The sequence below is a fragment of the Alteromonas sp. BZK5 genome, assembly GCF_014349115.1.
Lineage (GTDB): Bacteria > Pseudomonadota > Gammaproteobacteria > Enterobacterales > Alteromonadaceae > Alteromonas > Alteromonas macleodii.
The window spans coordinates 1-3,384 of the sequence record NZ_JACSOE010000177.1 but is presented as its reverse complement, the minus strand read 5'-3'; the positions used below and the strand labels follow the sequence as shown (position 1 = coordinate 3,384).

At 39.8% G+C, this 3,384-nt stretch carries 5 protein-coding genes and 2 pseudogenes; 3 read left to right on the top strand and 4 right to left on the bottom strand.

The genetic code is table 11. The features are described from left to right. A partial coding sequence (locus BIZ39_RS20860) for a CcdB family protein (protein ID WP_187447975.1) occupies positions 1 to 237 on the top strand: 237 nt, incomplete at its 5' end. A 355-nt stretch (positions 238 to 592) separates the two neighbouring features. Continuing rightward, positions 593 to 781 (top strand): annotated as a pseudogene (locus tag BIZ39_RS22425) (transposase); the annotation flags it as partial. Between the two features lie 115 nt (positions 782 to 896). On the opposite strand, the gene BIZ39_RS20855 reads toward BIZ39_RS22425, so the two are convergent. From BIZ39_RS20855 to BIZ39_RS20840, 4 genes are all read right to left on the bottom strand, one after another. Continuing rightward, entirely contained in the window at positions 897 to 1,583 is a 687-nt protein-coding gene (locus BIZ39_RS20855) for a hypothetical protein (protein ID WP_187447974.1), read from the bottom strand. 18 nt (positions 1,584 to 1,601) lie between these two features. After that, the gene (locus BIZ39_RS20850) at positions 1,602 to 1,952 is read right to left on the bottom strand and encodes an AAA family ATPase (RefSeq protein WP_262385824.1); all 351 of its coding nucleotides are present in this window, start codon (positions 1,950 to 1,952) and stop codon (positions 1,602 to 1,604) included. Positions 1,953 to 1,986: 34 nt separating this feature from the next. After that, a complete protein-coding gene (locus tag BIZ39_RS20845) occupies positions 1,987 to 2,457 on the bottom strand; it encodes a hypothetical protein (protein ID WP_187447973.1) in 471 nt (156 codons plus the stop codon). Between the two features lie 143 nt (positions 2,458 to 2,600). Beyond that, positions 2,601 to 3,050 (bottom strand): acyltransferase, encoded by a 450-nt coding sequence (locus BIZ39_RS20840; RefSeq protein WP_187447972.1) that lies wholly within the window; start codon positions 3,048 to 3,050, stop codon positions 2,601 to 2,603. 187 nt (positions 3,051 to 3,237) lie between these two features. Between BIZ39_RS20840 and BIZ39_RS20835 the strand changes: the two are divergent. Then, positions 3,238 to 3,384, top strand: a pseudogene (locus tag BIZ39_RS20835) (CcdB family protein); the annotation flags it as partial.

Genomic DNA, 3,384 nt, shown 5'->3' with positions numbered 1-3,384 from the left:
GTAATTGACCAATTAGCAACAAGGTTAGTTGTACCGCTGACAAAGAATACGACTAGAAATAATCTTTATATGAAAAATCTTACGCCGGAGATAGAATTCGAAGGCGAGACATACCTATTCCTGACTCAACAACTGAGTTCCATACCCGAAGATGTGCTACAGGACTGCATCGGTACTTTAGCGCAATCCCGCGAATTGCTAATAGATGCAATAGACTTTGCTATTACTGGGATATAGCCTTCGATTTCAGGCTCCGCCAAGTGGACATGACGGCGTAATTTGGCTAGAAAAGTAAAGCGATGAGCTAGTAAAAATTACAGGGCTTTATAGTGCGAGTACTCGTCGCTTCCGATATCTCCGGTACCACCACCATCGGGATTGCCGTGGTCTGACGACAATACATAAACATGCCTGTCTTGTTTAGTATCCTAATAGGTGCAATAGACTTTGCTATTACTGGAATATAGCCTTCGATTTCAGACTCCGCCATGTGGACATGACGGCGTAATGTGGCCGAAAACGTGCACAAAAGAGCTTGCCTTATTTAGTCTTCTCCATCCGTGAAACAAGTATGCCTGTCTTGTTTAGTTGAGATTTACGTAAAGAATTTCATGAAACCCAAATTAAAACGGTTGAGTTAACGGCTGAAGTATGGCGTAAAAGGCTATTTGATATCAGTTGGTTTATGCGTGCACTGAATGAATACATTGCCAGGGCCGCAAATAAAGAGGAAGACTGTACTGGTCATTTTTGGGAAGGACGGTTTAAATCACAAGCGCTAAGATGCCTGTCTTGTTTAATCGGTACGTAATTTGGCCGAAAACGTGCACAAAAGAGCCTGCCTTATTTAGTCTTCTCCATCCGTGAAACAAATATGCCTGTCTTGTTTAGTGATTCTAGTTGAGACCTTTGAAGGTAAACATGCCGTTTTCTTCTGAATACAGCGCACTCTTAATTTCAGAATTTTCATTGATTGATTGAAGGCTATTGTCAATAAATTCATCAATGTCCCCTCCCCTAGGTAGGCTAACCCCCCCTGACACATGATGAGGGAAGTTGTGCATCCTTTCGAACTCAATTGAATTTTTAAATTCAAGATATTCAATAGAATCAATTTCAAGATCGTTTTCCTCTGTATAGAGGAAAAGCTGAACTCCGAAATTAAAAATACATGGATATATATCGACGTACTTCTTGTAATACCTACAAGTATCTTTTATCGCCGCCCTACTTAATTCATTTGTGCTTTCACAAATCAAATCGACGACATCAATCGGTAACAAGCAAAGTATATTCAGGTCGGCTTGTATGGGGACCGACGATATGAGAGGCAGTGCTTTAGCTTCGTTATATATCTCAGCCTGATGAATTGCATAATTTCGAATGGCTTTAATAGCAAGAAACTCGTAACTGTCAAAAAAATTGGGATACCCAGCTTTTCTTGTTTTGTCATTCACACTATAGATCGAAGCCAGCACCTCTCTAACTGAATCTGGATCTGGGCTTTGGCAGTACGAAGAGTAATATTTGAAGAATCTCCGTATTTCTGCCAAGCAATCTTCCTTTGTCACAATTCTTGCCATGTCTCTAATTTTCTCCATTTAAAGAGTAAGGCAGGCATAAAATTTATATACACAGATATGCCTGTCTTGTTTAGTGTTTGAAATGCAGGATTCAATGGGTAAGTTCATAAATATAATTTCAGTAGACTGCTGTTCTACAATTTTTAGTAAGTCTGTATAACAGCCTTCAATTACCCATTTGTTGTTGGAAGAAATAAAAGTCTTTATCTCTTCTTCAGAGTCATCAATAGGCTTTCTCTCAGGAGGGCTAGTAGGTTTCCACGCTAATGTATCTAGATCTAAATGAGCCAAACCTTGTGTCTTGCATAAATGCTGTGCCAGCGTAGATTTTCCAGAACCAGAGTTTCCAAATATTAGAATTTTTGCCATAGCTCTTTACCTAATGTAACCCAGTAGAGGGGCATTACTTCCCTGCCTTACCTGCTTCGAGTATTGGAAGGCCGGCCTCAGTTGGAATATAAATGCGTTCACCATTTCCATCTTGAAGACCTTTGATCCAGACGTAGCGAAGGTACTCTTCATTGCCTTTAAGCGATTCGCCAATAATCCTATTAGCTTCAGCAGCGGCTTTTGCACGCTCAATATCAGCGAGTCCCTCGGCTTTAGCTTGTACAACTTTAGCCTCACCTTCTGCTTGAGCCAGTGTGACTCTGGCTTTCGCCTGCATCAACGCTGCTTGCTCTCTAGCCTTGGCTTCTTCAATAAGTATTTGCTTGCTCCACTCTGCTTCTTTCAGTGCAGCAATACCATCCATTTCTTTCTTATAGACTTTATATTTTGGCCAACCCCAAAATAATGCAGCAATAATTAAAACAATCGATACCACCAAAAATACTAGACTTCCAAACGCTATAGCATGTCTATTGGGGTGCATTTTCTCTCCTAATTTTTATTGATATTTATTTTTCTAATTTGAGGCACGTGAAAGTGAGCTTTTAATTTCGAGACTATAACTCTAGGTCTCTAAGCCACCATTTCACTTCATATATGCAAGACTATACGCCTATCTCTGTCTTGTTATGTATACAACTTTTCCACGAAGTACATTAAACCTAACGATACTAAAATAAACGACGCATTAATTAACGCACGAACAGGCCGACTTACATGGCCATATGAGATCCCTGCCCTTTTAGAAACTACAACAATCAAACCCATTAATCCAAACCAAGGTGTGAAGAAGATAATGGTTTTCAGCTCGACGATTGAGACTGCTAAGTCATGAAGCGCGCCGCTAACGAGAAATGTAAGAAAAGTAGCTAACGAAACAGGAAGAAAACTCGCAAGTGGACGCATGACATTGCGAGATAAGTAGTAACCCCAGATCGGATTCCAATAGTGCCAAAAAATTGGAAAAGATGCGGCACCAAAAGAGCGCGAAAGCATGTTTGTCATGGAGCCACTTGCCCCTAATGGAACCCCATTTCGCTTCTTAACATATTGTGCAAGTGAGAGTTTGCTTTTCATGGTGATTCCGTATTTCCACAACAAGCCTGTCTTGTTTAGTATCTTTATAAAAGTACTAGCTCAGTATTCTCAATGAGCAAATAAGACAGGTACCAAATGTATGCCGTTGTAACAAGATAATTGTTTTGTTTAATCTAATGTACTCAAGAAAAATGCCTGTCTTATTTAGCGTTGCAGAAACCCAAGCTCAAAAACTAATAAAGCTTACCCCTTTCTTGTAGATGTTAAAAACTCTGTAATTGACCAATTAGCAACAAGGTTAGTTGTACCGCTGACAAAGAATACGACTAGAAATAATCTTTATATGAAAAATCTTACGCCGGAGATAGAATTC

Bases quoted from the DNA above. Each gene is read 5' to 3' on its own strand.
- BIZ39_RS20855 (WP_187447974.1), bottom strand. From the start codon at position 1,583: ATGGCAAGAATTGTGACAAAGGAAGATTGCTTGGCAGAAATACGGAGA.
- BIZ39_RS20850 (WP_262385824.1), bottom strand. From the start codon at position 1,952: ATGGCAAAAATTCTAATATTTGGAAACTCTGGTTCTGGAAAATCTACG.
- BIZ39_RS20845 (WP_187447973.1), bottom strand. From the start codon at position 2,457: ATGCACCCCAATAGACATGCTATAGCGTTTGGAAGTCTAGTATTTTTG.
- BIZ39_RS20840 (WP_187447972.1), bottom strand. From the start codon at position 3,050: ATGAAAAGCAAACTCTCACTTGCACAATATGTTAAGAAGCGAAATGGG.